The organism is Streptomyces sp. NPDC045968 (assembly GCF_056430475.1).
This window is the reverse complement of the sequence record NZ_JBWKLF010000008.1, coordinates 358,707-380,614: the sequence shown is the minus strand read 5'-3', so window position 1 is coordinate 380,614 and position 21,908 is coordinate 358,707. Positions and strand designations below refer to the sequence as shown.

At 70.6% G+C, this 21,908-nt stretch carries 20 protein-coding genes; 8 read left to right on the top strand and 12 right to left on the bottom strand.

Translation table 11 applies throughout. The annotated features are described in order from the left end of the window. The first annotated feature begins 10 nt into the window (after positions 1–10). On the top strand, positions 11–742 hold the full coding sequence (locus AC07FA_RS24535) for a TetR/AcrR family transcriptional regulator (protein ID WP_479078278.1): 732 nt from the start codon (positions 11–13) through the stop codon (positions 740–742). A gap of 77 nt (positions 743–819) precedes the next feature. Here the strand turns inward: AC07FA_RS24535 and AC07FA_RS24530 are convergent, their stop codons facing one another. The 3 genes from AC07FA_RS24530 to AC07FA_RS24520 all read right to left on the bottom strand — a co-directional run bounded on the left by AC07FA_RS24530 (position 820) and on the right by AC07FA_RS24520 (position 4,330). Further along, complete coding sequence (locus tag AC07FA_RS24530) at positions 820–2,373, bottom strand: ABC transporter substrate-binding protein (protein WP_479078203.1); 1,554 nt, start codon at positions 2,371–2,373, stop codon at positions 820–822. 244 nt (positions 2,374–2,617) lie between these two features. Further along, positions 2,618–4,009, bottom strand: coding sequence for a metallophosphoesterase (locus AC07FA_RS24525; protein WP_479078276.1), 1,392 nt, complete (start codon positions 4,007–4,009; stop codon positions 2,618–2,620). A 75-nt stretch (positions 4,010–4,084) separates the two neighbouring features. Beyond that, positions 4,085–4,330, bottom strand: a complete 246-nt coding sequence (locus AC07FA_RS24520) for an SCO4848 family membrane protein (protein WP_479078202.1) — start codon at positions 4,328–4,330, stop codon at positions 4,085–4,087. A 157-nt stretch (positions 4,331–4,487) separates the two neighbouring features. Here AC07FA_RS24520 and AC07FA_RS24515 point away from each other — a divergent pair, with 157 nt between their 5' ends. Next, complete coding sequence (locus AC07FA_RS24515; RefSeq protein WP_479078201.1) at positions 4,488–5,744, top strand: D-alanyl-D-alanine carboxypeptidase family protein; 1,257 nt, start codon at positions 4,488–4,490, stop codon at positions 5,742–5,744. On the opposite strand, the gene AC07FA_RS24510 is transcribed toward AC07FA_RS24515, so the two are convergent. Then, entirely contained in the window at positions 5,692–6,654 is a 963-nt protein-coding gene (locus AC07FA_RS24510; RefSeq protein ID WP_479078275.1) for a YihY/virulence factor BrkB family protein, read from the bottom strand. The two genes, AC07FA_RS24515 and AC07FA_RS24510, sit on opposite strands and share 53 nt — an antisense overlap. 163 nt (positions 6,655–6,817) lie before the next feature. Between AC07FA_RS24510 and AC07FA_RS24505 the strand changes: the two genes are divergently transcribed. Together AC07FA_RS24505 and AC07FA_RS24500 are read left to right on the top strand one after the other, a co-directional pair. Beyond that, the gene (locus AC07FA_RS24505) at positions 6,818–8,167 is read left to right on the top strand and encodes an FAD-binding protein (protein WP_479078199.1); all 1,350 of its coding nucleotides are present in this window, start codon (positions 6,818–6,820) and stop codon (positions 8,165–8,167) included. Between the two features lie 38 nt (positions 8,168–8,205). Then, a complete protein-coding gene (locus AC07FA_RS24500) occupies positions 8,206–8,961 on the top strand; it encodes a decaprenylphospho-beta-D-erythro-pentofuranosid-2-ulose 2-reductase (RefSeq protein ID WP_479078198.1) in 756 nt (251 codons plus the stop codon). Between the two features lie 23 nt (positions 8,962–8,984). Here AC07FA_RS24500 and AC07FA_RS24495 read toward each other — a convergent pair whose 3' ends face one another. Next, complete coding sequence (locus AC07FA_RS24495) at positions 8,985–9,575, bottom strand: 2'-5' RNA ligase family protein (RefSeq protein ID WP_479078197.1); 591 nt, start codon at positions 9,573–9,575, stop codon at positions 8,985–8,987. A 90-nt stretch (positions 9,576–9,665) separates the two neighbouring features. Beyond that, the gene (trpS, locus tag AC07FA_RS24490; RefSeq protein WP_479078196.1) at positions 9,666–10,679 is read right to left on the bottom strand and encodes a tryptophan--tRNA ligase; all 1,014 of its coding nucleotides are present in this window, start codon (positions 10,677–10,679) and stop codon (positions 9,666–9,668) included. Between the two features lie 369 nt (positions 10,680–11,048). On the opposite strand from trpS, the gene rocD reads away from it, so the two are divergent. Then, positions 11,049–12,254, top strand: a complete 1,206-nt coding sequence (gene rocD / locus AC07FA_RS24485) for an ornithine--oxo-acid transaminase (RefSeq protein ID WP_479078195.1) — start codon at positions 11,049–11,051, stop codon at positions 12,252–12,254. 52 nt (positions 12,255–12,306) lie between these two features. On the opposite strand, the gene pdxR is transcribed toward rocD, so the two are convergent. Continuing rightward, the gene (gene pdxR, locus AC07FA_RS24480) at positions 12,307–13,719 is read right to left on the bottom strand and encodes a MocR-like pyridoxine biosynthesis transcription factor PdxR (RefSeq protein WP_479078194.1); all 1,413 of its coding nucleotides are present in this window, start codon (positions 13,717–13,719) and stop codon (positions 12,307–12,309) included. Positions 13,720–13,766: 47 nt separating this feature from the next. Here pdxR and AC07FA_RS24475 point away from each other — a divergent pair, with 47 nt between their 5' ends. Together AC07FA_RS24475 and AC07FA_RS24470 are read left to right on the top strand one after the other, a co-directional pair. After that, the gene (locus AC07FA_RS24475) at positions 13,767–14,279 is read left to right on the top strand and encodes a carboxymuconolactone decarboxylase family protein (RefSeq protein ID WP_479078193.1); all 513 of its coding nucleotides are present in this window, start codon (positions 13,767–13,769) and stop codon (positions 14,277–14,279) included. A gap of 86 nt (positions 14,280–14,365) precedes the next feature. Further along, positions 14,366–15,100, top strand: coding sequence for an isocitrate lyase/PEP mutase family protein (locus AC07FA_RS24470; RefSeq protein ID WP_479078192.1), 735 nt, complete (start codon positions 14,366–14,368; stop codon positions 15,098–15,100). Between the two features lie 94 nt (positions 15,101–15,194). Here the strand turns inward: AC07FA_RS24470 and AC07FA_RS24465 are convergent, their stop codons facing one another. The 4 genes from AC07FA_RS24465 to AC07FA_RS24450 form a co-directional block, all read right to left on the bottom strand. Continuing rightward, positions 15,195–16,184, bottom strand: a complete 990-nt coding sequence (locus AC07FA_RS24465; protein WP_479078191.1) for a malate dehydrogenase — start codon at positions 16,182–16,184, stop codon at positions 15,195–15,197. Positions 16,185–16,336: 152 nt separating this feature from the next. Further along, entirely contained in the window at positions 16,337–17,428 is a 1,092-nt protein-coding gene (locus tag AC07FA_RS24460) for a helix-turn-helix domain-containing protein (RefSeq protein WP_479078190.1), read from the bottom strand. Between the two features lie 444 nt (positions 17,429–17,872). Then, positions 17,873–18,538, bottom strand: a complete 666-nt coding sequence (locus AC07FA_RS24455) for a DUF3017 domain-containing protein (protein WP_479078189.1) — start codon at positions 18,536–18,538, stop codon at positions 17,873–17,875. 22 nt (positions 18,539–18,560) lie between these two features. Then, positions 18,561–19,436 (bottom strand): bifunctional methylenetetrahydrofolate dehydrogenase/methenyltetrahydrofolate cyclohydrolase, encoded by an 876-nt coding sequence (locus AC07FA_RS24450; protein ID WP_479078188.1) that lies wholly within the window; start codon positions 19,434–19,436, stop codon positions 18,561–18,563. A gap of 235 nt (positions 19,437–19,671) precedes the next feature. On the opposite strand from AC07FA_RS24450, the gene AC07FA_RS24445 reads away from it, so the two are divergent. Next, entirely contained in the window at positions 19,672–20,277 is a 606-nt protein-coding gene (locus tag AC07FA_RS24445) for a hypothetical protein (RefSeq protein WP_479078187.1), read from the top strand. A gap of 122 nt (positions 20,278–20,399) precedes the next feature. On the opposite strand, the gene AC07FA_RS24440 is transcribed toward AC07FA_RS24445, so the two are convergent. Next, positions 20,400–21,887 (bottom strand): DUF2079 domain-containing protein, encoded by a 1,488-nt coding sequence (locus AC07FA_RS24440; RefSeq protein ID WP_479078186.1) that lies wholly within the window; start codon positions 21,885–21,887, stop codon positions 20,400–20,402. Positions 21,888–21,908 lie beyond the last annotated feature (21 nt).

Below are 21,908 nucleotides of genomic sequence, written 5' to 3'. Positions count from 1 at the left end.
CGAGCCGGGCGTGACAGTCGAGCAGGGCGGGAAAGAAGCCAAGCCGGTCAAGGCCCAGAAGAGCGAGCAGACCCGCACCCTCATCCTCGAAACGGCGCTCCGGCTCTTCCAGGAGCGCGGGTTCGACAAGACGACGATGCGGGCCATCGCCAAGGAGGCCGGGGTCTCCGTCGGCAACGCCTACTACTACTTCGCCAGCAAGGAACACCTCGTCCAGGGCTTCTACGACCGGATCGGCGCCGAGCACGGGGCGGCGGCCCGCGAGGTCCTAGACAAGGAGACGGACCTGGAGACCCGGCTCGCCGGGGTGCTGACGGCCTGGCTGGACATCGCGGCGCCGTACCACGAGTTCGCGGCGCAGTTCTTCAAGAACGCCGCCGATCCGGAGAGCCCGCTCAGCCCCTTCTCCGCCGAATCGGAGCCCGCCCGCGAGGCGTCCATCGCGATCCACCGCGAGGTGCTGGCCGGCTCGAAGGCGAAGATCCCCGCGGAGCTGGAGGACATCCTCCCCGAGCTGATGTGGCTCTCCCAGATGGGGCTCGTCCTGTACTGGGTGTTCGACCGCTCACCGGAACGCGAGCGCAGCCGCCGCCTCGCGGCCCGGGGCGCCCGCCTCACCACCCGGGGCGTCGCACTCGCCCGGTTCCGGGTGCTGCGGCCGCTGGTCCACGAGGTGCACGAGCTGTTCACCGACTTCCTGCCGGGCATGGCAGAGACGGCAACGGCCCGCAAGAGGTCCTAGTCCCTGCCCGGTACACGCGGAGCGGCCCCGCACCTTCCTTCGGGGGAAGGTGCGGGGCCGCTTCGCTTACAGACCGGTCAGATCCAGTCCAGTTCCCACAGGCGCCAGATTCCGGTGCCGTCCGAGAGGTACTGCGAACCGGACACGTCCGTCTTGCTGACGACGTAGTCCTTCTTCTGCCACAGCGGTACGAGCGGCACGTCCTCGCCGACCAGCGCCTGGAGCGCCTTGAAGTCGGACGAGGTGCGGCTGCGGTCGCTGTACTGGAGCGTCGACGTGATCAGCGAGTCCATCTGCTTGCTCGTGTAGCCGTTGTGGAGGCTGTTCTCGCGGCCGACCAGCGGCTGGCTGAAGGTGTCGGGGTCCGGGTAGTCGGGGAGCCAGCCGACGGTGTACGCGTCGTAGTCGCCCGCCGCGTACCCCTTCTGGAAGTCCTCCCACGCCACGGCCTTCACCGAGACCTTGAACAGACCGTCCTTCTCCAGCTGGCGGCGCAGCTCCGCGGTCTCCTTCGTGTACGCGGAGTCGGCGCGGTAGGCGAAGTTGATGTGCAGCGGCGTCTGCACGCCGGCTTCCTGCATCAGCCGCTTGGCGCGCTTGGCGTCGGGCTGGGGGTACGCGTCGAAGAACGGGGTGCTGTGCCCGATGTAGCCCTGCGGGATCAGCGAGTAGAGCGGTTCGACGGTGCTCTTGTACACGTCGGTCACCAGCGGCCCGCGGTCGATGATCGACGCGATGGCCTGGCGGACCTTCTTGTTCGCCATCGGGGAGCCCTCGCGGACGTTGAAGACCAGGTTGCGGATCTCGGCGCTGTCCGCCTCGGTGATACGCAGGTCGGGGTCGCCCGGGTTCAGCTCGGCGAGCCTGGAGGGCGGCAGCTGACGGTGCGTGACCTCCAGCGCGGAGGCGTTCCACGCCGTCAGGAGCTCTTCGGACCCCTTGTAGTAGCGGACGGTGACCGGCACCCCGGTTTCCTTCAGCGCGCCCTTGTACCTGGGGTTGGGCACCAGTTCGGCGCTCACACCACGCTCGTACGCCTTGAGGACGTACGGCCCCGAACCGTCGACCTGGGTTCCGGGGCGCAGCCTGTCGGCCGGGTACTGCTCGCGGTCGACGATGGAACCGGCGCCCGTCGCCAGCTTCTGCGGGAACGTCGCGTCGCGCGCGGAGAGGTTGAAGGTGACCGTCCGGCCCTCGGCCACGACGGACTCCAGGCTCGGGAACAGCACCGAGGGGCCGACGTCCGTCTTGATCCTGAGCATCCGCTCGAAGGAGTACTCGACGTCCTTCGCCGTGATCTTCCGGCCGTTGGAGAACGTCAGGTCGTCGCGGAGCTTGCACTGGTACGTCTGGAGCTTCTGCCCGATGAAGCCACAGCTCTCCGCGGCGTCGGGCTCCGGCACGATCGCACCGGACTTGAAGGTCATGAGGGACTGGTACAGGTTGCTGTAGATGGCCCAGGAACCCGCGTCGTACGCACCCGCCGGGTCGAGCGAGGTGACCGAGTCCGTCGTGCCGACCGCGATGGGGTCCTTCTTCACCTCGTCCGAGGGAAGCAGTTGCCAGGCGCCGACGCCTGCGATGACCAATACCGCGAATATCGCGAGAATCCGTACCCGGATCGACCGCATTGCCGTGCTCTCCCTTACCAGCCCCACCTCGGCAGATGTGCTCAGACGCGCACATCACCGCATGCTCGCGCCTACCCAATCACACGATTTTCACATCTGGAAGAGTAAATCGGACACTCACAGCCTTTTGTTCGGCGCTTGAAACCACTCGGGTCCGAAATGGCTGAATTAGGGCCCCGAGCCAGGAGATTTCGTCGCTGACCGTGATGGCTCTGTGTGTTTTTTGCGCATACCCCGGCGGGTGCTACGCCTGCCGGGAGGCGAGCTCCACGACGGTGATGTCGGACGGCGCGCCCACCCGCACGGGCGGACCCCAGGCCCCGGCGCCGCGCGAGACGTAGAGCTGGGTGTCGCCGTAGCGTTCGAGCCCGGCGACCGTCGGATTGGCGAGCTCGGCAAGGAGGTTGCCGGGCCAGAGCTGACCGCCGTGGGTGTGCCCGGAGAGCTGGAGGTCGACGCCGTGTTCGACGGCGTCGTGGATGACGACGGGCTGGTGGGCGAGGAGCACGGAGGCACGGCTGCGGTCCCGGTCGCCGAGTGCGCGTACGAAGTCCGGGCCCTGGCCCTCGCTCTCCCCCGCCACGTCGTTGACTCCGGCGAGGTCGAAGCCGTCGATCTCCACCCGGGCGTTCTCCAGTGGGTGCAGGCCCAGCTCCCGCACGTGGTCGACCCATTGGGCGGCGCCGGAGAAGTACTCGTGGTTCCCGGTGACGAAGTAGCTTCCGTGACGGGCTTCGAGCCCGGCCAGGGGCTCGGCCGCCGTGCCGAGGTCGGCTACGGAGCCGTCGACGAGGTCTCCGACGACAGCGATCAGATCCGGCCGCGTCCGGTTGATCGTGTCGACGATCCGCCGGGTGTGGGCGCGCCCGAGGACGGGTCCGAGGTGGATGTCACTGACGACGGCGATCCGGTAGCCGTGCGCCGAGCGCGGCAGCTTGGCGAGGGGCACCGTGACCCGCTTGACCCGGGGGCCGCGCAGCACACCGTAGGTGCCGTAGCCGACGGTGCCGAGCCCGGCGACGGCCGCTGCGCCGCCGACCGCGCGGGCGACGAACAGCCGCCGTGAGGGCGACGCGAGGGAGGGGGCGGCGACGGGCCCGGGGCCCGCGGCACTGTCCGGCCCGGGGGCCGTGGATGTGTCCGGCCCGGGGGCCGCGGCGGCACTGTCCGGCTCGGGGGTCCGGGGTGCGCGCGCGGGCGCGCCGGACGGGACCAGGGCGTCGTCACGGGTCCTGGTGTCGGCGCGCGGCTCGGTGCCCGGCTCCGTACCCGTACCCACCACTCCGGTTTCCGTCTGCCGCTCGGCCACCGCGGCACGGTCCCGGCGGTCCAGCACCCCGCGCAGGACAGGCCGTACGGCCTCGCCGACGAGCAGGGCCAGCGTCAGGTACAGCAGCGCCGCCAGCCACAGGAAGCCCGGCCAGGCCAGCACCTGCTGTAGCCAGAAAGGGAAACCCGCGCGGCCGGATACCAGCGCCCCGACGGACAGCAGCGGCAGGACGAAGGCCGCCACCGTGCCCGCCCTGCGCGGAGCACTGCCCGGCACGGTCGTGTCACCGACGAAGCGCCGCCACACATAGCGGTGCACGCCCGCGAGCAGCGCCAGTACCGCGACCGCCACCAGCACGAAGACCACTGCCACTTCCGCTCCCCCACCCACACGTCGGCCGGAACCCGCTCGCGCCCCGGCTTGCTGCTCGTCCCCGGCTGGTTATGTGCGCTCCGCGCGCAAAGCCCTGACGCCACGGAACCCGATCACGCCGACTGCCGTCCCCAGGAGAAACGAGGCGATGGCCAGCAGCAGATGCACCCAGAAGTACGCCGTTGGGTCGCCCGAGTCGTCGAAGGCGAGCCCGCTGCCGTCCTTCCAGAGGTTCTTGACGAAAGTGATCCAGATGAACCAGCTCCACACCCCGAACGCGAGCAGGAACCAGGAGACGGGGCGGCTGAGCTTCATGGATTCAGTATCGCCTTCGCCCGCCGGACGGCTCGCCCGGGGTGCGGACCGCGAAGGGGGTCCGGCCGGTGCCCCGGGTGGGCTGTCCCGGCGGTACGCCCGGCGGGTCAGAGCATCGGGGTCCCCATCCAGAACTTCGCCCTGTACGTTTCCGACCGTGTCTGCACTGAAAAAGATCGTACTGACGGTCACCTCCGCCGCGTTGTTGTCCGCCGTTGTCATCAGCCCCGCTTCCGCGGCCGACAAGGACAAGACCGACGACAAACAGCCGAAGCCCACCAAGCGGATGTCGCAGGTCGGCGGGGAGCAGCTGGGACGGGTCGGCACGCAGGTGAACCTGGGGCCCGGCGCCCCGGTGCTGCCGAAGAAACTCACCGGCCGGTCGTGGATCGTCGCGGACGCGGAGAACGGCCAGGTACTGGCCGCGCACAACTCCCACTGGCGGCTGCCACCCGCCTCGACGCTGAAGATGCTCTTCGCGGACACCCTCCTGACGCAGCCGGAGCTGCTGCCGAAGACCAGGAAGCACACGGTGCTCGGGCCGGAACTCGCCGACGTGGGCGAGGGAAGCAGCCTGGTGGGCCTCAAGGAGGACCAGGACTACACGGTGCACGACCTGTGGCTCGGTGTGTTCCTGCGCTCGGGCAACGACTCGGTGCACGTGCTGTCGTCGATGTTCGGCGGCGTTCCCAAGACGGTGGACGCCATGCAGAAGCACGCCGACGAGTTGCAGGCCCTCGACACGACGGTGGTCTCGCCCGACGGCTACGACTCCCCCAGGCAGGTCTCCAGCGCGTACGACCTCACACTGTTCGCCCGCAGCGGGCTGCAGAAGCCGGACTTCCGGGAGTACGCCGCGACGGCCACCGCCACCTTCCCCGGCGAGAGGAAGAAGGGGAAGAAGCGCGAGACCTTCGAGATCCAGAACACCAACCGGCTCATCACCGGTGACATCGGCGTGGACCCGTACAAGGGCATCGCGGGCGTCAAGAACGGCTACACGACCCATGCGGGCAACACCTTCACCGGTGTCGCCGAGCGCGACGGCAAGGTGCTGCTCGTCACGGTCATGAATCCGTCGTCCGAGGAGAGCCACGCCGTCTACAAGGAGGCGGCGAGCCTCCTCGACTGGGGCTTCGCCGCGAGCGGCAAGGTGACACCGGTCGGCGAGCTGGTCCCCCCGAAGTCGGCGGACACCGGCCCCGGGAAGGGTGCCCAGCCCGCCAGTGGCGCCAACACCGCGGAGCAGGACGGGAAGGACGCCAAGGCGGTCGCCGCCGAGGCCGGCTCCAGCGGCGTCGGGATCGCCCTGGCGATCGTCGGCGGGCTGCTGCTGGTGCTGTCGGCCGGGGTGTTCCTGGTCAACCGGCGCTGGCCGCTGCCCGACCTGGTCCGGCGTCTCCCCCGCCGCTGACGTCCCTCGCCGCGTCCGACGCCCCGTCGTCCTGCGCCCCGTCCGGTTCCCCGGCCTGTTCCTGGCTCCGCGTCGCCGTCCAGGCGGCGCAGAAGAGCAGGAGTTTCGCGCTGAAGTTGATCCACAGGAGCAGGGCGACCGGCACGCCGAACGCGCCGTACATGCTCTTCCCCGCGACGCCCCTCATATAGCTGCCGAGCAACAGTTTGAGCAGCTCGAAGCCGACCGCGCCGATCAGCCCCGCGACCACCAGCCGGCGCCTGGGCGGCTCCACGCCGGGAAGCAGCGTCAGCAGGTAGAGCAGCAGCAGGAAGTCGGCGAGCACCGCCACCGCGAGGGCGGCCACCTGCAACACCACACCGCCCCAGCCGTCACCCGGAATGCCCAGCCGGTCGGCGGTCCAGCCGACCGCCGTGGACCCGACCGCTGAGACGGCGAGCGTCAGGAGTGCCGCGCCGCCCAGCCCGACGAGCACCCCGGCGTCCTTGAGCTTGCGCAGGACCGGGTTGCCCTCGTCCGCGTCGTCGATGCCCCAGACCGCCCGCAGGCAGTCGCGCATCGAGCCGATCCAGCCGATGCCGGTGAAGAGCAGCAGCACACCGGCGACCAGTCCGACCGTGCCCGCGTGCGCCACCAGGTTGTCGATGCCGAGCTGGTCGGAGATGCCGGGCACCTGGTCGGAGATCTTGTCCTCGATCTTCTTCAGCTGGCCGTCGGAGAGCAGCGCCGCACCGATCGCCGCGCCGACCGCGATCAGCGGGAAGACCGCGAGAAAGCTGATGAAGGTGATCGCCGCGGCGAGCCGCGTCCAGTGGGCGCGGTCCAGCGTTTCGTACGAGCGAAAGGCGTGCGTCAGCATCAGCCGGGAGGCGAGCGGCCCGATGACGGGAAGTTTCTTCAGCCAGTCCATCATCTACGCGTACCCCCCGGGCCACGGAAAATCGGGCGCCCCTCTCCGGCGACCGACGAAAGTTTCACCTCAGCGGACCGTGACACCCACTCAATCCCCCATTTCGGTGAGGCGTTGTAACAAATCCCTCAAAGGTGTTTTCTCGGGCGATAACGTCACCATCATGTCTGTCGACACCGTCTCCATGACCGGCTGGGGCCGCACCGCCCCGACGACCGCACTGCGGTTCCGGCCCCGTACGTACGAGGAGGCGGTGGCCGTGGTGCGCGGCTGCGGACCACGCGGCTCCATCGCCCGCGGCCTCGGCCGCGCCTACGGCGACGCCGCGCAGAACGCGGGCGGCTCCGTCCTCGACATGACCGCCCTCAACCGCATCCGCACCGTCGACCCCGTCGCCGGCACGGTGGTCTGCGACTCCGGGGTGAGCCTGCACCGGCTGATGCACGCGCTGTTGCCGCTCGGCTGGTTCCTGCCGGTCACCCCGGCGACCCGCTACGTCACCGTGGGCGGCGCGATCGGCGCCGACGTCCACGGCCGCGACCAGCACGTCTCCGGGTCCTTCTCCCGGCACGTACACGCCCTGGAGCTGCTGACCGCCGACGGCGAGGTGCGTACGGTCCGCCCCGGCACCGCCCTCTTCGACGCGACGGCGGGCGGCATGGGGCTCACCGGCGTCATCCTCTCCGCCACCCTCGGCCTCCGTCGCGTCACCACCTCACTGATGTCGGTCGACACCGAACGCGCCACCGACCTGGACGATCTGATGGCCCGTCTCACGGCGAGCGACCACCGCGCGACGTACACGGCCGCTTGGATCGATCTCCTGGCGCGCGGCCGGTCCACGGGGCGCGCCGTACTCACGCGCGGGGAGCACGCGCCGCTGGACGCACTCCCGGCGCGCGCCCGGCGCACCCCCCTTCTGTTCCGCCCCTCGCACCTGCCCGCCGTCCCTCCGTACGTACCCGAAGGGCTGCTGGGCCGGGCGTCCCTCACCCTGTTCAACGAACTCCGTTACCGCACGGCCCCCAGGCGCCGTACCGGGGAGCTCCAGCGGATCTCCTCCTTCTTCCACGCCCTCGACGGTGTCCCGCACTGGAACCGTCTGTACGGCCGCAGCGGATTCGTGCAGTACCAGTTCGTCGTCGGGCACGGCCGGGAGGAGACGCTGCGGCGCATCGTCCGGCGGATCTCGCTGCGCCGCTGTCCCTCGTTCCGGGCCGTGCTCCAACGGTTCGGCGAGGGCGACCCGGGCTATCTGTCGTTCCCCATGCCCGGCTGGACCCTCGCCCTCGGCCTGCCCGCCGCTCTCCCCGGTCTGGCGGGCTTCCTTGACGGACTCGACGAGGAGGTGGCCGCCGCCGGCGGCCGCGTCCATCTGGCGAAGGACTCGCGGATGCGCCCGGAGACACTCGCCGCGATGTATCCGCGGCTGCCCGAGTTCCGCGCGCTTCGGGCGGAACTGGACCCGGACGGAGCGTTCCGTTCCGACCTGTCCCGCCGTCTGGCCCTCTGATGTCCGGTCTTCCCTCCGCCACGACCAGGAGTGTTTCCATGAAGGACGCCTTCGGTGCTCCGCAGTCCCTGCTCGTCCTCGGCGGCACCTCGGAGATCGGCCTGGCCACCGCGCGCCGGCTGATCGGCCGCCGCGCCCGCACGGTCCGGCTGGCCGGGCGGCCGTCCCCCGCTCTGGAGCAGGCCGCCGCCGGTCTGCGGGCGCTCGGCGCCGACGTCCGTACGGTCGCCTTCGACGCCCTGGACCCGGCGTCGCACGAGACGGTGCTCGGCACGCTCTTCGCCGAGGACGACATCGACATGGTGCTGATGGCGTTCGGCGTGCTCGGCGACCAGGCGCGCGACGAGGAGGAACCCCTCGCCGCGGTCCGGGTCGCCCAGACCAACTACACGGGGGCGGTCTCGGCCGGGCTGGTGTGCGCCGGCGCGCTTGAGGCGCAGGGCCATGGCTCGCTGGTCGTGCTCTCCTCGGTGGCGGGCGAACGCGCCCGGCGCGCCGACTTCATCTACGGGTCGAGCAAGGCGGGCCTGGACACGTTCGCCCAGGGCCTGGGGGACGCGTTGCAGGGCACGGGGGTCCAGGTGATGGTCGTGCGCCCCGGCTTCGTACGGTCGAGGAAGACGGCCGCCATGCCGCAGACACCGCTCGAAACGACACCGGAGGCGGTCGCGGACGCGATCGTGACGGGGCTGCGGCGGCGCTCGGAGACGGTGTGGGTGCCGGGGACGCTACGGGTCGTGATGTCGGCGCTGCGCCACGTACCGCGTCCGCTGTTCCGACGGCTCCCGGTCTAGCCGGTGCGCTCGCCGGGGCCGGGTCAGGTGTGCAGGGACGTCTGGTCGACGGAGCTGCCGCCCTGGGCGGGCACGGCGGGCGCCGCGCCCCCCGCGCCGAACGGGAACTCGTTGATCTTGCGCCAGACACTGTCGGCGCCCTGCTCGTACAGAGCGAAGGAACCGCAGGTCCAGGCCGCCTCGTAGACGGACAGCTCCTCGTAGGCGCGGTCCATCGCCTCCTCGGCGATGCCGTGCGCCACGGTCACATGCGGGTGGTACGGGAACTGGAGCTCGCGCACCAGCGGCCCGGAGGCGTCCCTGACCCGCTTCTGGAGCCAGGAGCAGGCGGAGGCACCCTCCACGACCTGGACGAAGACGACCGGGGAGAGGGGGCGGAAGGTCCCGGTCCCGGACAGCCGCATCGGGAAGGGGCGGCCGGCCGCCGCGATCTGCGCGAGATGCGCCTCGATCGCGGGCAGGTCGGCCGCCTCGGCCTCGGTCGGCGGGAGAAGGGTGACGTGGGTGGGAATGCCATGTGCGGCAGGGTCCCCGAAGCTCGCGCGCCGCTCCTGGAGCAGGCTGCCGTAGGGCTCCGGGACCGCGATCGAAACGCCAAGCGTTACGGTCCCCACGTCGTTCTCCTCAGTCTTCGATGGTCGATTTTCGGTCGTTCCGACGCCAGTGTGCCGCCTGGGACCGCGTTCTCGCCAGGGTCCTTGGACTCAGTGCTTGGCGGGCAGAAGGCCCATCCGGTCGTAGGTCTGTGCCAGGGTCTCGGCGGCGACGGCCCTGGCCTTCTCCGCGCCCTTGGCCAGGATCGAGTCCAGCGTCTCAGGGTCGTCCAGATATTCCTGCGTCCGGGTACGGAAGGGGGTGACGAACTCCACCATGACCTCCGCGAGGTCGGTCTTCAGCGCACCGTAGCCCTTGCCCTCGTACTTCTGCTCCAGATCCGCGATACCGGTCCCCGTCAGGGTGGAGTAGATGGTCAGGAGGTTGCTGACGCCCGGCTTCTTCTCCGCGTCGAAACGGATGACCGTGTCGGTGTCGGTGACCGCGCTCTTGACCTTCTTGGACGTGACCTTCGGCTCGTCCAGGAGATTGATGAGGCCCTTCGGCGTCGACGCCGACTTGCTCATCTTGATCGCCGGGTCCTGGAGGTCGTAGATCTTCGCCGTCTCCTTGAGGATGTACGGCGCCGGGATGGTGAACGTCTGCCCGAACCTGCCGTTGAAGCGCTCGGCGAGGTCGCGGGTGAGCTCGATGTGCTGACGCTGGTCCTCGCCGACCGGGACCTGGTTCGCCTGGTAGAGCAGGATGTCGGCGACCTGGAGGACCGGGTACGTGAAGAGGCCGACGGTCGCCCGGTCGGCACCCTGCTTGGCGGACTTGTCCTTGAACTGCGTCATGCGGGACGCCTCACCGAAGCCGGTAAGGCAGTTCATGATCCAGCCGAGCTGGGCGTGTTCGGGGACGTGGCTCTGGACGAAGAGCGTGCACCGCTCGGGGTCGAGACCGGCTGCCAGCAGCTGCGCGGCCGCGAGCCGGGTGTTCGCGCGCAGCTCCACCGGGTCCTGCGGCACGGTGATCGCGTGCAGGTCCACCACCATGTAGAAGGCGTCGTGGGATTCCTGGAGCGCCACCCACTGGCGGACCGCACCGAGATAGTTGCCGAGGTGGAACGAGCCTGCGGTGGGCTGGATTCCGGAGAGCACGCGGGGGCGTTCAGAGGCCATAACACTCATTGTCTCAGGTGCGGAACCGATCTCCGGCAACCGGTGTATGAAAGGCGTGAGGACGCGGGAGGGGGCTCTGCACCAGGGGCCGGAGGGGGCCGCACCGTCGACGGCGGCGCCGGGGGCGGCGCCGTCCGCCTCCTCCAAGGCCGATCAGGTCTTCGGGCGTTTCCTGGGTGGTGCGTCGTTTCGTCCATGATTGTTACGGATCGTCGTGAATGAGACGAGAAACACAGTGCGGTCGGCGGGCTCGACGCCACTCGGGGACTGGGGGCGCGCCGCGCGGAGAAGGTTTCCTCGTCAGGTAACCGACCGACGATACAAAGTGAGCACGCCGCCCGCCCCCGCCGCACGACGAACGGAGATCCCGTGTCGATCACGGAAACAGCCATCGCCTCCACCGAGGCGCACAGTGCGCACAACTACCACCCCTTGCCCGTGGTCGTCGCCTCGGCGGAGGGTGCCTGGATGACCGATGTCGAGGGGCGCCGCTACCTCGACATGCTCGCCGGGTATTCGGCGCTCAACTTCGGCCACGGCAACCGGCGGCTGATCGACGCCGCCAAGGCCCAGCTGGAACGCGTGACGCTCACCTCCCGCGCCTTCCACCACGACCGCTTCGCCGATTTCTGTACGCGGCTCGCGGAGCTGTGCGGGATGGAGATGGTCCTGCCCATGAACACCGGGGCGGAGGCCGTGGAGACCGCGGTGAAGACCGCCCGCAAGTGGGGGTACCGGGTCAAGGGCGTGCCCGACGGCATGGCGAAGATCATCGTCGCCGCCGACAACTTCCACGGCAGGACGACCACGATCGTCAGCTTCTCCACGGACCACGAGGCGCGCGCGGACTTCGGCCCGTACACACCGGGGTTCGAGATCGTGCCGTACGGGGACCTCACCGCGCTCCGTGCGGCGATGACCGAGAACACCGTGGCGGTGCTGATGGAGCCGATCCAGGGAGAGGCCGGGGTGCTGGTGCCGCCCGCCGGGTATCTCGCCGGGGTCCGTGAGCTGACCCGCGAGCGGAACGTGCTGTTCATCGCGGACGAGATCCAGTCGGGCCTGGGGAGAACCGGCAGGACCTTCGCCTGTGAGCACGAGGGCGTGGTGCCCGACATGTACGTGCTCGGCAAGGCACTCGGCGGGGGCGTCGTGCCCGTGTCGGCGGTGGTGTCGTCGGCGGCGGTGCTGGGGGTGTTCCGACCGGGTGAGCACGGTTCGACGTTCGGCGGGAATCCCCTGGCCTGCGCGGTCGCGCTGGAGGTCATCGCGATGCTGCGCACCGGTGAGTTCCAGCAGCGGGCGACCGAGCTGGGCGACCATCTCCACCGCGAACTGGGCCTGCTGGTGGGTCAGGGGGCGGTGGAGGCCGTCCGTGGCCGGGGCCTGTGGGCGGGTGTCGATGTCTCCCCGGCCCACGGGACGGGCCGGGAGATCTCGGAGAAGCTGATGGATCGCGGCGTGCTGGTGAAGGACACCCATGGGTCGACGATCCGCATCGCCCCGCCGCTGGTGATCAGTAAGGAGGACCTGGACTGGGGCCTGGACCAGCTCCGCGGCGTCCTCCGCGGCTGAGCCCCGGGCCGCGCCCGCCCTTAATGCTCGGCCCGCCGCCGCCCTCCCGGGGTCAGGGCAGTACGCGGCAGAGGGCCTCCAGCGTGCCCGACCAGGCGCTGTCCGGGGGTGATCCGTAGCTGATCACCAGGGCGTCGCGTCCCGGCGCCGCCTCCGGGTGCCGGTAGCGGGACACACCTTCCAGGGCCAGGCCCTGGAAGGCGGCGGCCTGGGTCACCGATCGTTCGGTGCCTTCGGGGAGTTCGAGCACGGCGTGCAGGCCGGCGGCGATACCGCTGACCCGGATGTCCGGCGCGCGTTCCGCGAGCGCGGCGACGAGTTGGTCGCGCCGACGCCGGTAGCGCAGCCGCATGGACCGGACATGGCGGTCGTACGCCCCCGACGCGATGAACTCCGCGAGGGTCAGCTGATCCAGTGCGCTGGTCGCCCAGTCGGAGACGCCCTTCGCCTCGGCCACCTCCCCGGCCAGCGCTTCCGGGAGCACCATCCAGGCCAGCCGCAGGCCGGGGGCCAGGGACTTGCTCGACGTACCCAGGTAGACGACGCGTTCCGGATCGAGGTTCTGGAGCGCGCCGACCGGCTGCCGGTCGTAGCGGAACTCCCCGTCGTAGTCGTCCTCCAGGATCAGGCCCCCCGAGGAGCGCGCCCAGTCGACCGCGGCGGCCCGCCGGTCGGGGTGGAGCGAGACGCCCATCGGGAACTGATGGGCGGGAGTCATCAGGACCGCGCCCGTTCCCTTCATCGCCGCCAGCTCATCGGTGCGCGAACCCAGTTCGTCCAGCGGCAGGCACGGGGTGCGCAGCCCCGCTTCCCTCAGGAGATTCCAGTGCACATCCAGCCCGTACGACTCGACGGCGACGTCCCGCACCCGGCGCTTTCGCAGCACCTTCCCCATCAGCATCAGGCCGTGGACGAACCCGGAGCAGATCACGATCCGTTCGGGGTCCGCGTGCACGCCGCGGGCCCGCGAAAGATAGTCGGCCAGCACCGTGCGCAGCTCGATCCGCCCGCGCGGATCTCCGTAACCGAGGGCTTCGTTGGGCGCCGCGGTCAGTGCGCGCCGGGCCGCCTTGAGCCAGTCCGCGCGGGGGAAGGACGAGAGGTCGGGGGTGCCGGGGTTGAGGCTGTAGGCGGGCCGGCGCCGTACCGGCCGCGATCTCGGCGCCTTGGTGGCCGCGCGGCGCGGGACGGCCCGCTGGGCGACCGTGGTGCCCGAACCCTGCCGGGCGGTGAGCCAGCCCTCGGCGACGAGCTCGGCATAGGCGTCGGCCACGGTGTTCCGGGCGACCCCGAGATCGGCGGCGAGCGCACGGGACGACGGCAGCCGGGTGCCGGGAGCCAGCCGTCCGCTGCGCACCGCCTCCCGCAGCGCTTCCATGAGCCCGCTGCGCAGGCCCCCGCCGAGCGGTTCGATATGCAGGTCGGCCCCGAAAGCCGTCCCCGAAGTGGCCCAGGAATCCGTCATGGAAATGGACCATACCCGTGTGCCACCTAGCCCGTAGCGTCATACCCATGACGATGCACGAGCACGGCCGCACCTCTGCCGACTACGCCCCCGAACACCCTGCCCGCCTGCCCTGGGCCCAGCTCGCCCCCGAGGTCTACAAGGCCATGGTCCGGCTGGACGTCGCCTCCCGTAAGGGTCTCGACCCGAAGCTGGTCGAGCTGGTGAAGATCCGGGCCTCGCAGATCAACCACTGCGCGTTCTGCCTGGACATGCACACGAAGGACGCGCTGGCGGCGGGCGAGTCCGTCGAGCGGATCATCCAGCTCAGCGCCTGGGAGGAGTCGCAGCACTTCTACACGGAGAAGGAGCTCGCGGCGATCGAACTGGCCGAGGCCGTGACGGTCCTGACCGACGGTTTCGTACCGGACGAGGTGTACGCGAAGGCCGCCAAGCACTTCGAGGAGGCGGAACTCGCCCAGCTGATCGCCGCGATCACGGTGATCAACGCCTGGAACCGGTTCGGTGTGGCAGCCCGGCTGACGCCCGGCCACTACACCCCCGGCGACACCAAGCACTGACCACCTCACGCACCGTCCGCACCGTACAAGCCCCGCCACGCCGCGCCCGGACCATCCCCGTCGGCCGCCTCCCTGGGAGTCCTCTCATGTCCACGACCGATCCGGTCTCCGCTTTCCGCGCACTGCACCAGGGCCGCCCGGCCGGCGACCCGCTGGTCCTTCCCGGCCCGTGGGACGCCGCGAGTGCCCGCGCCTTCGAGGAGGCCGGCTTCCCCGCGCTCGCGACGCCGAGCGCCGCCGTCGCGGCCTCGCTCGGTTACGAGGACGGCCGGACACCCGCCGCCGAGATGTTCGCCGCCGTGGCCAGGATCGCGCGGTCGGTGTCCGTTCCCGTGTCCGCGGACATCGAGGCCGGTTACGGTCTCGACCCGAAGGAGCTCGTGGAACGCCTCCTGGAAACAGGCGCCGTGGGATGCAATCTGGAGGACTCCGTGGACGGTGTCCTCGTCGACCCGCACCGGCAGGCCGACCGGCTGGCGGAGGTGCGCTCCTTCGCGGGCGACCGTCTCTTCGTCAACGCCCGCGTCGACACGTACCTCCGCGGCGTCCCCGCCCCGGAGACCGAAACGGTCGACCGCGCCCGCCTCTACGTGGCGGCCGGCGCGGACTGCGTCTACCCGATCACCGCACCCCCGGCCGCCCTCCCCCGGCTTGCCGCGGCGATCCCGGTCCCGCTCAACGCCCACGGTTCACCCGACGACCCGCAGGCCCTGCGCCACCTCGGTGAGCTGGGGGCCGCGCGCATCACCTTCGGCCCCCTGATGCAGCGACAGGCCACGGCGGCGGTACGGGAGATGGGCGGGAGGCTGCGCCACCACTGACGCCCGTACAGCGAAGCGCCCCCGGCAGCGTGTGCTGCCGGGGGCGCTTCGTCGAACGTCCAGTCCAACGGAAAGGCCGAACGGGTGGAACCGGTCAGATCAGACCGAGCTCGCGCACCGCGTCGCGCTCCTCGGTGAGCTCCTTCACCGACGCGTCGATGCGCGCACGGGAGAACTCGTTGATGTCCAGGCCCTGGACGATCTCGTACGTGCCGTTCGCCGTGGTGACCGGGAAGGACGAGATGATGCCCTCGGGCACACCGTAGGAGCCGTCCGACGGGATACCCATCGAGGTCCAGTCGCCGGCGGCGGTGCCGTTGACCCACGTGTACACGTGGTCGATGGCGGCGTTGGCGGCCGAGGCGGCGGAGGACGCGCCACGGGCCTCGATGATCGCGGCGCCGCGCTTGGCGACGGTCGGGATGAAGGTGTCGGCCAGCCACGCCTCGTCGTCGACGAGCTCGGCGGCGTTCTTGCCGGCGATCTCCGCGTGGAAGATGTCCGGGTACTGGGTCGCCGAGTGGTTGCCCCAGATCGTCAGCTTCTTGATGTCGGAGACGGCGGCGCCGGTCTTGGCGGCCAGCTGCGAGATCGCGCGGTTGTGGTCCAGGCGGGTCATCGCGGTGAAGCGCTCCGCCGGTACGTCCGGGGCGGCGGCCTGCGCGATGAGCGCGTTGGTGTTGGCCGGGTTGCCGACGACGAGGACCTTGATGTCGTCCGCGGCGTTGTCGTTGATGGCCTTGCCCTGCGGCTTGAAGATGCCACCGTTGGCGGAGAGCAGGTCGCCGCGCTCCATGCCCTTCGTGCGCGGGCGGGCGCCGACGAGCAGAGCAACGTTCGCACCGGCGAAGCCGACGTTGGGGTCGTCCGTGATCTCGATGTTCCGCAGCAGCGGGAAGGCGCAGTCGTCGAGCTCCATCGCGGTGCCCTCGGCCGCCTTGAGGCCCTGCGGGATCTCGAGGAGTCGCAGGTTGACCGGCACGTCCGGGCCGAGCAGGTGGCCGGAAGCGATGCGGAAGAGCAGCGCGTAGCCGATCTGGCCGGCTGCGCCGGTCACGGTGACATTCACGGGAGTGCGGGTCATGGCGATCTCCGTTAGACAGCTGGCGGTGGGGGTCCCTGCCCCTGGTGCTGGATACCTCTGAATCTTGACGTGAAGAGATATCCAGCGGTCAGGCTATCGGACCCGGGGGGCCACGGCCGCCCGCCCCCCTGTGGGACAGCGCACAGGCGCCACTAGCGAGGCGCCGTGCAGCCCTTCGCGCCGGAGGCGAGGGTCGCGCAGGCCGTGGCGTCGGCCGGCTTCCTCGTCTCGACCATCGGGGTGTACGCGTCGGTGTCGGCGGCCGTCCGCGTATCCGCGCCCGCGTCCACCGTGCCGTTCTGCCCGCCGGCTCCCGCAGTGATCCGTACGGAGTCTCCCGGCGCGGCCTTGGTGATCCGGGCCCACGAGGCCGCGCAGGTCTCGCTGTACCGGACCTCGACGAGGCTGCCGCCGACCGTCGCGCTGGCCACCGTACGGGCGAGTTCGCCGCCGCAGCCCATGGCTTCCGGGTCCTGCCCGGTGCAGTCGGCGCCCGCGCACTCGACACCCGCGGGAAGGACCGGCGCCTTCGTCGTCGGCGAGGCGGACGGCGTCGCCTCGCTCGCCCTGCCCTCCTCGCCGTCGCCCTGACCGGCCAGCAGCACCGCGCCGACGGCCACCACCAATGCCCCGGCCACGCCCACGAGAAGCATCGCCGGCTTGCGACGGCCTGCGGGCACCCGGACCCCCGCGCCGGCCGCTCCGGCCCCGAAGCCGTCCGGGCCGTGCGGTGGCACCCCGGTCCCCTGGCGCGGAGGCTGCCGCGGGGCCGCGTGCATCGGACCGCGCTGGAGCGGTACGGACGGCAGCCGGATTCCGTCGAGCACCTCGCCTCCTCGGCCGGTGCCCGCGCCGGGGGCGGTGGACACCCCCGTACCGGCGCGGCCGCCCGGCCCCGCGGTGGCGGACTCGGCGAGTGCGGCGCGTGCCTGGGAGATCCGGATGGCTTCCATCGTCATGTCGTGGCGCATCTCGGCGCGGCTCCAGGCGCGCTCCGCCAGCTCCCACATCGTCGTCAGATGGTTCTGGTGGGTGCCCGTCACCTCGGCCAGCGCGACGATGGCCCCCCTGGGCGCGAGCAGCCGGCCGTTGAGATAGCGCTCCCACGACGTCTTGCTGTAGCCCGTGCGGTCGGCGACCGCGGCGAGGCTCAGGCCGCTGCGGTCGACGATCCCGCGCAGCTGGTCCGCGAACTCCTTGACCTGCGGGTCGAGTTCCTCCGGTAGTGCCTTCCAACGAGGCATTGCTCCCCCTTGTGTTCCCCCGAACGTGCCTGATGTGCCCCGCTCCGCGACGCCGGCCCCGACGCCCCCTGCCCCGATCCGGCGGTCTTCCGTTCTGGGCTACCCAAGAGGATGCGCGGCGCCCGGCGCCCAGTTCCTGGGAAGGGAGCGCACGGGAGCATTCGGTACGTCAGTGCGCTCCGTCGAGCGCCCCGGGCCGGATGCCGTGACAGTCTGCCACCGTTGCGCGGCGATCACACCGTGGCGGAATGGTCACTTCCGTGCCACAGGCGCCAAGCATCCCTTGTCCCACCACGACATGTCCATGACCCTGGATTCCGGACGGGGCAAGGCCGCTCAAGTCGCCGCGTTCCGGGGCTTACCCCACGGAATCCCCGTCCTCGGGTGTCCGTCCCTTCTCGGGGGAGGGGACGGACACCCTCAGCACAGCGCGGCCGACCGGGCCTAGCGGATGGTGAAGTGGACCGCGTCCTCAAGGATCGGGACGTCCAGCCACGGCTTCGGCTGCGCCATCAGCGCGAGCAGCACGATGAGCGTGCCCATCAGCCCGTACGTGACCATGTCGGTGAACCGGGACCGTACGGCGAGCATGCCGACCGACGGGACCACCCAGCGCAGCACGGCGCCCGTGATCAGGGCGATCCCGATCAGTGCCGTACCGATCCGGAATGCCTGGTCGAAGGGATCGGCGGCGACGATCAGCAGCCCGGCCCCGGCCATGCAGAGCACGGTGAGCAGCGGCCACTGACGGGCGGGGGCGGGCGCATCGCCCGGCGCCGCCCGTCCGCCGCCCTCGGGCCGCGCGGTGTCACGGGTCAGCGAGGGGAACCGCCGGGAGCGCGGAGCGACGGTCTCCCCCGCGTCACGGTCCGCACCCGGTTCACCGTCCGCGCTCGATTCCTCGCCGGCCCCCGGTTCGCTGTCCGCGCCCGGTTCGCCGTCCGCGCTCGATTCGTCCGTCGCCTCCCGGCGCGTCGAACCGCTCGTCGGCTCCGCGAGCGGCTCCTCCGTCGGCTCCCCGGCGTCCGGGGCGGGCGTCACCGGTGTCTCCCGGTCCTCGGACTTCGGGTCGGCGGAGTCCTGGCCGGCCGGGCTGGTACCAGCACCCATGACGTTCCTTCCGGGGGTCGGGTCAGCCGGAGACGGCAGCGGCGTCGGCAGCGGCACGTTCGGCTGCCTCGACCACGTTGACCAGCAGCTGGGCGCGGGTCATCGGGCCGACGCCACCGGGGTTCGGGGCGACCCAGGCGGCCACCTCCGCGACTCCCGGGTGCACGTCGCCGACGATCTTGCCGTTCTCGTCGCGGCTGACGCCGACGTCGAGCACGGCGACGCCCGGCTTCACGTCCTCGGGCTTGATGAGGTGGGGCACTCCCGCGGCGGCGACGATGATGTCGGCCTGCTTGAGGTGGGAGGCGAGGTCACGGGTGCCGGTGTGGCACTGGGTGACGGTGGCGTTCTCGGACTTACGGGTCAGCAGCAGCGGGATCGAACGGCCGATGGTGACACCCCGTCCGACGACCACGACGTGCGCGCCGTTGATCTCGACACCGTGGGCGCGGAGCAGCTGGACGACTCCCTGCGGGGTGCAGGGCAGCGGGCCGGTCTCGTTCAGCACGAGCCTGCCCAGGTTCATCGGGTGGAGGCCGTCGGCGTCCTTGGCCGGGTCCATGAGTTCCAGGACGCGGTTGGTGTCGATGCCCTTGGGGAGGGGAAGCTGCACGATGTAACCCGTGCACTCGGGGTTGTCGTTGAGCTCGCGTACGACCTCCTCGATGTCCTCCTGGGTGGCGGTGTCGGGGAGTTCGCGCTGGATCGAGGCGATGCCGACCTGTGCGCAGTCACGGTGCTTGCCGTTCACGTACCACCGGCTGCCCGGGTCGTCGCCGACCAGCAGGGTCCCCAGGCCCGGCGTGATGCCCTGCGCCTTGAGGGCCGCCACGCGGACGGTCAGATCGGATTTGATCGCAGCTGCGGTGGCCTTGCCATCGAGAATCTGGGCAGTCATGGGACACATCCTCGCGGATGACCCCGCCCGCATACCAATTCTGGGTGCCGAGGATGGACGCGAGATTGCACTTGCACAACACATTCTGCAATCGGCTGGACAAAAACCCGATGTCAAGACCACGATGAGGCGCGCATACCGCGGACAGTGTCGGGGGGACAAACCGTTCAATTTGCGTGCAATTCCTCCGCCCGGACCGCGTCGTCCCCGCAATTTCCAACGGAGGAATCTCGCCATGAGCTTCGGCGACCCGAACAACCCCTACGGCCAGCAGCAGCAGGGCGGGCAGCCGGGTTACGGCTACCCCCAGCAGGCCCCCCAGGGTGTGCCGCCGCAGGGCCAGCAGCCCGGCTACGGCTACCCCGCCGCCCCGCCCGTCCAGGCCGGTTACGGCTTCCCGGGCGCACCCACCGAGATGCCCGGCAGCGTGAAGGCCGCCCGCGTCATGCTGTACGTGATCGCCGGCCTCCAGCTGATCGGCGTGATCCTCTTCGCCCTCTCCGCCGTCGCCGTGAACGCGGCGAAGAACGACGCGGCGCTCCAGGACGACGTCCAGTTCCAGCAGCTCGCCGACTACTCCGGCGGGGCGCTGTGGGGCCTCACGGTCGTCGTGCTCCTCTGGGGCGTGTTCGCCGTGTTCCTCGCCGCGAAGTTCGGCAAGGGCGGCAACGGAATCCGTATCGCCGCCATCGTGTTCGGTTCGATCACCGCTCTGCTCGGTATCTACCCGTTCATCGTGGTCGGCCTCGTCCACACGGTTCTCGCCATCCTGGTCATCGTCTTCGTGGCGAAGTCCGACGGTGGCGCCTGGTTCAACCGCCAGCAGCAGCCGCAGTACTGACCGGTCGGGGCCGGCTCCGACCGGCCCCCCGCCCGTACGCGCGAAGGCCGTAACCCCGCTCACCGCGGGATTACGGCCTTCGGCCTTTCCGGGGCCCGGTACGGCCCGGCCGCCCCGTCCGCTCAGCGGCCGTAACCCGCCGGTGCGGGCGAGGTCCGCTCCAGCACCACGAACGACCCCGACCGCTGCTTCAGCCGGTAACGGGCCTCCGGGTGGAGCTGCTCCGCGTACGCCGCGGGGTCCTCGATCGGCCGCGACCAGCTGAAGTCCAGGTTGACGGCGACGATGTCGGGCGCCGTGCCCGGTGCTCCGCCGATCCAGTAGACCGTGCGGTCGCCGGTCAGGTGCGCCATGAGCGTGATGTCCGTCTCGACGCGCGCCCCGGCGGGGATGGCCTCCAGCGCCTCCCGGGCCGCGTGGGTACGGGCGTCGGTGCGGTAGCTCTCGGGGCGCAGCAGGTCACGCAGCGGCAGGTGCTGCGTGAGGGCCACGGCGATCGCCGTGGCGACGGGCACGGCGACCTTCGCGTACGAGACGAGCCAGGGCCGCGTCGAGCCACGGCTGCGGCGGACGCCGTCGGCCATGGCGAGGAAGAGCACCGGCATCAGGATGGCGCTGTAGTGCCAGACCATGCCCCAGTGGTTGGAGTCCTGGGACAGCAGCCGCCAGCCGATCGTGGGCACGACGAGGAGGGTCAGCGGTGAACGCAGTGCCATGAACGCGGTGATGCCGACGAGGAAGACCAGCATTTCCAGCTTGACGGCGGAGTTGAGGATGCCGAGGACCGAGTCGATCAGGGAGACGTCCTGCTCGCCGTTCTTGTCGATCTTCTGCCAGTAGTCGTACGTCCCCTGGCTGCTGGCCGCCGGTATGAGGACCAGCACGGTGAGGGCGAAGGCCAGCACACCGAAGGCGGCGAGCAGGGCGCCCTGGAGGCGACGGCCGTAGAGGAAGAGCAGGAAGCCGACCACCGCGACGGTGGCGCCCAGGTCCTCCTTGACCAGTACCAGGGGCAGCGACCAGAGGACGGCCGCCGTCCAGCGCCGGGTGAGCAGGGCCCGGCAGACGAGCGCGAGCAGCGGCACAGCGAACGCGATCTCGTGGAAGTCGGACTTCACCGCCTCCTGGAGGCCCCAGGACAGCCCGTACGCGACGGTGACGCAGAGCCCCGAGCGGCCGCCGAGGAGCTGCTGGGTGGTGCGGCCCACGACGACGGCGGAGACGGCGAACAGCGCGGCCTGGGCGAACAGCAGGGCCAGGGCCGACGGCCAGATCCAGTAGAGCGGCACGAGGAGCGCCACGACCGGGCTGAAGTGGTCGCCGAGTATGAGATAGCCGGGGCCCTTGATGTCCACGACCGGAGCGTTCAGTCCGGCGTAGGCGCGGACCTCCTGCTCGAATATCCCCAGGTCCCAGGAGGGCGAGCCGAAGTTCCTGTACTGGAGGTACGAGTACAGGAAGTACAGCGCGCACAGGACGGCCGCCGCGATCAGATACGGGCGCAGTGGGACACGGTCCCCGGGCACCCCGGGACCGGTCGCCGACGCGGGAGCCGGAGGGCCGACGTCCGTTTCGGACCGGTCCAGTTCGCTCTTGTTCAGTTCGAGCACAACGCCCCCGCAACGGAATCA

Coding starts and splice junctions, on each gene's coding strand:
- AC07FA_RS24530 (WP_479078203.1), bottom strand. CDS start 2,373: ATGCGGTCGATCCGGGTACGGATTCTCGCGATATTCGCGGTATTGGTC.
- AC07FA_RS24520 (WP_479078202.1), bottom strand. CDS start 4,330: ATGAAGCTCAGCCGCCCCGTCTCCTGGTTCCTGCTCGCGTTCGGGGTG.
- AC07FA_RS24510 (WP_479078275.1), bottom strand. CDS start 6,654: ATGGACTGGCTGAAGAAACTTCCCGTCATCGGGCCGCTCGCCTCCCGG.
- AC07FA_RS24505 (WP_479078199.1), top strand. CDS start 6,818: ATGTCTGTCGACACCGTCTCCATGACCGGCTGGGGCCGCACCGCCCCG.
- AC07FA_RS24500 (WP_479078198.1), top strand. CDS start 8,206: ATGAAGGACGCCTTCGGTGCTCCGCAGTCCCTGCTCGTCCTCGGCGGC.
- trpS (WP_479078196.1), bottom strand. CDS start 10,679: ATGGCCTCTGAACGCCCCCGCGTGCTCTCCGGAATCCAGCCCACCGCA.
- pdxR (WP_479078194.1), bottom strand. CDS start 13,719: ATGACGGATTCCTGGGCCACTTCGGGGACGGCTTTCGGGGCCGACCTG.
- AC07FA_RS24475 (WP_479078193.1), top strand. CDS start 13,767: ATGACGATGCACGAGCACGGCCGCACCTCTGCCGACTACGCCCCCGAA.
- AC07FA_RS24470 (WP_479078192.1), top strand. CDS start 14,366: ATGTCCACGACCGATCCGGTCTCCGCTTTCCGCGCACTGCACCAGGGC.
- AC07FA_RS24465 (WP_479078191.1), bottom strand. CDS start 16,184: ATGACCCGCACTCCCGTGAATGTCACCGTGACCGGCGCAGCCGGCCAG.
- AC07FA_RS24460 (WP_479078190.1), bottom strand. CDS start 17,428: ATGCCTCGTTGGAAGGCACTACCGGAGGAACTCGACCCGCAGGTCAAG.
- AC07FA_RS24455 (WP_479078189.1), bottom strand. CDS start 18,538: ATGGGTGCTGGTACCAGCCCGGCCGGCCAGGACTCCGCCGACCCGAAG.
- AC07FA_RS24450 (WP_479078188.1), bottom strand. CDS start 19,436: ATGACTGCCCAGATTCTCGATGGCAAGGCCACCGCAGCTGCGATCAAA.
- AC07FA_RS24445 (WP_479078187.1), top strand. CDS start 19,672: ATGAGCTTCGGCGACCCGAACAACCCCTACGGCCAGCAGCAGCAGGGC.